This is a genomic window from Cyclonatronum sp., assembly GCF_022565315.1.
Classification (GTDB): domain Bacteria; phylum Bacteroidota; class Rhodothermia; order Balneolales; family Cyclonatronaceae; genus Cyclonatronum.
In genome coordinates this window covers 1-5,639 of sequence record NZ_JAIUMX010000168.1, presented here as the reverse complement: position 1 = coordinate 5,639, position 5,639 = coordinate 1, and the positions used below count along the sequence as shown (strand labels likewise).

Sequence of the window (5,639 nt, the reverse complement as noted above, 5' to 3'; positions counted from 1 at the left end):
CAAAAACATTGAAACCCTAAAATCCGAACTCCGATGAACCGCCCCCATTTTCCATCTCAAGCGGGTTCAGGCCTGTTCTTCGCGTTTTTCTGTCTTTTTATCGGGGTGATGGGTCCCTCGCCCGCACCCGCCGCACCGGGGCAGGCCGCTGCTCCGCTAAGCCCGGCCATGACCGACAGCCTGCATGCCAGTGAAGTGATGACCCTCGAGCAGGCTTTTGAGCGGGCGCTTGAACACAACCACGCCATCCGTACCGAACGGCTCAGCGCCGAACAGGCCCGGAACAACATCAGCCGCGGCAATGCGGGTCAGGTGCCGGTAATCGAGCTTAGCGGCAGCGCCGAGCTCAGCCGAACCAACACCGATCTCGAGCTCGCCAACTTCGGCGACCCCGCCGCCGGAAACACCGCCATTTCGGTGGACGGCGCCGAAAGCCGCACCTTTCAGGCCGGGGTAAACCTGCGCTACACCCTCTTCGACGGCTTCAGCGGGCGCTACCGCTTTCGTCAGCTGCAGCAGCTCGGCAGCCTGGCCGAGCTCAGCACCCGCATCACCATAGAGCAAACCCTGTTTGAGGTGGCACAGCGCTACTTTCAGGTGCTTGAGGCAGGCGAGCAGCTCCGCATCGAGCGCGAAAACCTGCGCAGCTCGGAGCTGCGGCTTTCCCGCACCCGCGACGCGCAGCAGTTCGGCACGGCGCGTCAGCTGGATGTGCTCAATGCGGAAGTCAACTTCGGCAACGATCAGATCCGGGTTGAGCAGGCCGAAAACGCCCTCAACGAAGCCTGGCGCGGGCTTCAGCTGCTGCTCGGCATGGAAATCAGCCGCAGCGATGGAGAAGCCCCGGCCCTGCACGACGGCTACGACCCAAGCGAAGCCCTCCTGCTCGAAAGCCTGCTGCAAAGCGCCCTCGAGCACAACGTTCGGGTGAAGCTCTCCCAAACGGAGCTGAGCCTGGCCGAGGTGCAGCAGCAGCTCGCCGGCAGCGGACGCTTCCCCGAGCTCAGCCTGCAGGGCCGCTACGGCTGGCAGAATCAGGAAAACGACGCCAATCAGCTGCGCTCACTCGAGCAGACCGGCTTCACCGCCTCCGTGAACCTGCGCTACGTGCTCTTCGACGGCTTCAACACCCGCCGCTCGGTGCAAAACGCGGCCATCGAACGCCGCAGCCGCGAAGAAAACCGGATTCAGGTGCTGCGCTCGGTTGAGGCCGATGTGCTCAACAGCTGGTCGGCCCTGCAAACACAGCGCCGCGCCCTGCAGCTCTCGGCACAGACCGTAACGGCAGCGGAGCGGCAGTTTCAGGAATCGGAAGAAGCCGCCCGCACCGGCCGCATCAGCGCCATCGAGCTGCGCGACGCACAGCTCAGCCTGCTCGAAGCCCGCCTGCAGCAAACGCGCATCCGGCAGGCCCTGCGCCTGCGCGAAATCGAACTGCTGCTGCTCAGCGGGGAAATGGGGGAGTAGCAGGGGGAGCCGGGAAGGGACAGGTTTGTAATTTCATCCTCAGACCTTAATTTGGCAGTGTGCAACATAAACCATTCCTTCTGCTCAACTCCGCTTTTCCGATCGGTACAACATGAAAATCGAAACCCTCCGCCTCAAAAATTTCAAGGTCTTCCGGCAGCTTGAAGTTAAAGATATCCCCCGGCTCGCCATTTTTGTAGGTGCGAACGGCAGCGGAAAATCCACCTTGTTTGAAGTCTTTGCTTTCCTGTCGGAAGCTCTTCAGGGAAATGTGCGGAGTGCCCTTGCAAGCCGCGGCGGATACAGAGAGGTCAAAAGCCGGGACAGTGAAGGGAATATCGAGATCGAGCTGCAGTTCCGTCTTGAAATCAGCGGCAGGCAGCGGCTCGTTACCTATCTGCTGGAAATCAGCGAAGAAGACGGCCGGCCGTTTGTAGCGCGGGAAGTTCTAAAATACAAAAGGGGCAGCTACGGCTCCCCGTACCATTTCCTGGACTTCACAAAAGGATCGGGTACAGCCATCACCAACGAAGAAGATTTCGACAAAAAGGACGAAGAGCTTGACCGGGAAGAACAAAAACTCGGCAGCCCCGATATTCTTGCCATCAAAGGGTTAGGGCAGTTTGACCGTTTTAAAGCCGCCAATGCTTTCCGCACGTTTATTGAAAACTGGCATGTGTCTGATTTTCACATCTCCGAAGCAAGGCCTGTTCGGGAAGCCGGATATGCCGAACATCTCTCGCCAAGAGGCGACAATCTGGCCCTTGTAGCACAGTTCATGTTCGAAAACCACCGGGAGGCTTTCGATGAACTTCTGGTAAAAATGACCCGGCGGGTGCCCGGGGTCCAAAAAGTGGAAGCCAGACTCACCGAAGACGGACGCGTTGTGCTCCGCTTTCAGGACGGAAATTTCAAGGACCCGTTTGTGGCACGATTTGTTTCAGACGGCACCATTAAAATGTTTGCGTACCTGCTAATGCTGCACGACCCGCACCCCCATCCGCTGCTTTGCGTGGAGGAACCCGAAAACCAGCTCTACCCATCCCTGCTTCCTGAGCTGCTTGAAGAATTCCGCTCCTATGCCCAAAAAGGAGGGCAGGTTTTCATCACCTCACACAGTCCCGATTTTTTAAATGCTGCTGCTGCTGAAGAAGTTTTTTGGGTAATTAAACAGGAAGGCTACTCCACCATGAAGCGGGCATCTGAAGATCCGTACATCACTGCACAGTTCGAGGCCGGCAATCCGCTCGGGTACTTGTGGAAGTCGGGCATGTTTGAGGGAAGCCATCCGGAATGAACCGACGCATAGAAATTTTGGTGGAAGAGCTTTCTATGCAGGTATTTCTGAACGGACTGCTGCCCCGTATCCTCCCGCCTGCCTTCCGGCCGGGTGTAAATTGTTTTGTGTATGCGCACGAAGGAAAACAGGATCTGCTCAGACGCTTGCCCAAAAGGCTTCAGGCGTACAGGAATTACCCGGAGGAAGTTTTACTGGTGGTAATTCATGATCAGGATTCAGCTTCCTGCACAGCGCTGAAACAGCAGATTTCTGAAATCATCACCACAACCGAAAACAGCCCGCGGCACCTGATCCGCATTGCCTGCCGCGAGCTCGAAAACTGGTACCTGGGCGATCTTAGCGCGGTAGAAAAAGTATATCCGCGGTCAAAGGCATCAAAACTGAGCACCAAAGCCAAATACCGCAATCCGGATCAGCTTACAGGAAGCGAAGAGCTAAAGCGTCTTGCTCCGGAATTTGGCAAAACATCCAGCGCCAGGGCAATCGCGCCGGTCATCAGCACCGGTGAAAATGCCCAGGTCAGCTTCCGGCATTTTGTAACCGGCCTGCAAAAACTGTTGGGTTAAGTCGGCAAAGCTTCCGATTGCAACTAACCCCCGACTTCGCTAATCTTTAAACATATTTCTCTTTTGCTTAACTGGCAGAGATTTGGAATACAGCTGATGATTTTTTGAGTATTCAACCAAGGTAAAGAGATGAGCAGAATCAGAGTTAAATACTTCGGCCCGATTCAGGAAGGCCTTCAGCAGAATGATGGCTGGCTTGATTTTAAAAAAGTGACCGTTTTCATCGGGAATCAGGGCTCGGGGAAAAGTACCCTCGCAAAACTGATCTCATCTTTCAGCTGGATTGAAAAAGCACTGGTAAGGGGCGATTACAGCGCAAAATGGTTCGAAAGAAAAAACAAGCTCAAAAATCAGCTCCTCACCTATCACAGATTAGAGAACTATTTCAAAGCGAACGGAACGGGTGAAACCTCCATCCGCTATGAGGGGGATGCTTTTCGCATTTCCTTCGAAGCAGGCACGCTTTTCATTGAAGAAGTCAAGAACAGATCTTATGCTCTTCCCCAAATCATGTATGTGCCTGCAGAAAGAAACTTCCTCTCTTATATTAAATCGCCCAAAGAGCTAAAGCTTGTTTCCGCTTCCCTTCAGGAGTTTCTGACTGAGTTTGACAAGGCCAAAGAAGAGATGAAAAGCCTGCTTAAACTTCCGGTTAACGATACTGAGCTTGAATATGACAGACTCAATGAAACTTTAAATCTGAAAGGCGCAGGCTATAAAGTAAGGCTTACCGAAGCCTCGAGCGGGTTTCAGTCGCTTGTGCCGCTTTATCTGGTTTCTCATCATTTAGCGCATACGGTTCGGCAGCAAAGTAAGTCGGGGCGGGAGCCCATGAGCAGTGAGGAAATACAGCGGTTCAAAAAAGGGGTCGAAGAAATCTGGAGCAATGAGAGCCTCGGCGACGAACAGAAAAGAATCGCTCTTTCGGTGCTGTCCGCTAAGTTCAACAAAACAGCATTTATAAATATAGTGGAAGAGCCCGAGCAGAATCTTTATCCCTCCTCACAACAAAAACTTCTTTACAGCCTGCTCGAGCTCAACAATATGAACTCCGGCAATAAGTTACTGCTCACTACCCACAGCCCGTTTCTGATCAACTATCTGACGCTTGCAGCTAAAGCACACCGTATAAAGCTTACAGCACAAAACGGATTTGTTACGAAAAAAATCAATCTGATTGTGCCTGAAAAGTCAGCGGTTGATGGTGATGACCTTGCCATTTACCAGTTTAATGAGCAATACGGAACCATCAGCGGGCTCAGCTCAAAATACGGGCTGCCCTCTGATGCCAATGAGCTGAATGAAAAACTTGATGAAAGCAATGAGCTTTTCGCGCAGCTGTTAGAATTACAGCAGGAAAATGAGTTCTGAGTTCCCCGGCCCCGAATGTCAGGATCATACGGATTCGGCATTATTTGGCCTGTGTGATGACCCCCATCCTTCTGGCAGGCGTGCGTATGCTTACACAAAAGAGGAGCACCGATGGATAGCGGTAGTCGAAAACCCGCATCGGTTTGCAGTAACTTTTACTGCTATCGATAACTGTGCTGACATCAGGCGCGCCGACGGCAAAATGAGCAAGCGGTGCGACGGAATGCTCACTTATGCCGTAACAGTAATCTTCGTAGAGCTGAAACAGCGCCGTGACAAGGGCAGTGAATGGATTAAAACGGCCGAACTTCAGCTAAAACAGACGATAAACTATTTTGAAGGGGGCTATTTGCTGAATGAGTACCCAAAAAAGAAAGCCTGCATTGCCAACAGTGAGCAACCCCGGTTCAGAAGCAGTCAGATGGAAAGAATGGAGAAATTCTACCGGGAAACGGGTTATGTACTGCGAATTGAAGGTACCATCCGGCTGGTTGAGGGATAAGCCCGTTTTGCCGATTGCAACTAACCCCCGACTTCGCTAATCTGCTTTTTTACCTCGGGCTCGCACGACCTGCCGCATCTTTCACCCCTAACATCCTGAATGCGATGACTCATACGGATTTCCTTGAAATGGCCTGCGAAGAAGGCTTTCGCGGGATGAACGCCAATGAGGGCGGTCCGTTCGGGGCCGTTGTGGTGCTCGGTGGAGAAGTGATCGGGCGCGGACACAACCGCGTTACTTCGGCCAACGACCCGACCGCCCATGCCGAGGTTGAGGCCATCCGGGATGCCTGCCGGCGCATGGGTCAGTTCCACCTGCCGGGGGCCGTGCTCTACAGCAGCTGCGAACCCTGCCCGATGTGCCTCTCGGCGGCATACTGGGCAAATCTCAGCGCGGTGTACTACGCCTCAACCCGCGACGATGCCGCCGCCAT

6 protein-coding genes are annotated in these 5,639 nt (G+C 53.8%); all 6 read left to right on the top strand.

What is annotated here, in order from left to right; genetic code table 11:
* Positions 1 to 33 precede the first annotated feature (33 nt).
* Positions 34 to 1,467: a TolC family protein gene (locus tag LAT75_RS15075; RefSeq protein ID WP_291483575.1), complete on the top strand. Its 1,434-nt coding sequence runs from the start codon at positions 34 to 36 to the stop codon at positions 1,465 to 1,467.
* A 112-nt stretch (positions 1,468 to 1,579) separates the two neighbouring features.
* A complete protein-coding gene (locus tag LAT75_RS15070; protein ID WP_291483573.1) occupies positions 1,580 to 2,764 on the top strand; it encodes an AAA family ATPase in 1,185 nt (394 codons plus the stop codon).
* Entirely contained in the window at positions 2,761 to 3,333 is a 573-nt protein-coding gene (locus LAT75_RS15065) for a DUF4276 family protein (RefSeq protein WP_291483571.1), read from the top strand. The genes LAT75_RS15070 and LAT75_RS15065 overlap by 4 nt, the downstream gene beginning before the upstream one ends.
* A gap of 129 nt (positions 3,334 to 3,462) precedes the next feature.
* On the top strand, positions 3,463 to 4,704 hold the full coding sequence (locus tag LAT75_RS15060; RefSeq protein WP_291483569.1) for an AAA family ATPase: 1,242 nt from the start codon (positions 3,463 to 3,465) through the stop codon (positions 4,702 to 4,704).
* On the top strand, positions 4,694 to 5,206 hold the full coding sequence (locus LAT75_RS15055; RefSeq protein WP_291483567.1) for a hypothetical protein: 513 nt from the start codon (positions 4,694 to 4,696) through the stop codon (positions 5,204 to 5,206). The genes LAT75_RS15060 and LAT75_RS15055 overlap by 11 nt, the downstream gene beginning before the upstream one ends.
* A 104-nt stretch (positions 5,207 to 5,310) precedes the next feature.
* Positions 5,311 to 5,639, top strand: a 329-nt coding sequence (locus tag LAT75_RS15050) for a nucleoside deaminase (RefSeq protein ID WP_363320586.1), incomplete at its 3' end; no start/stop codon positions are given.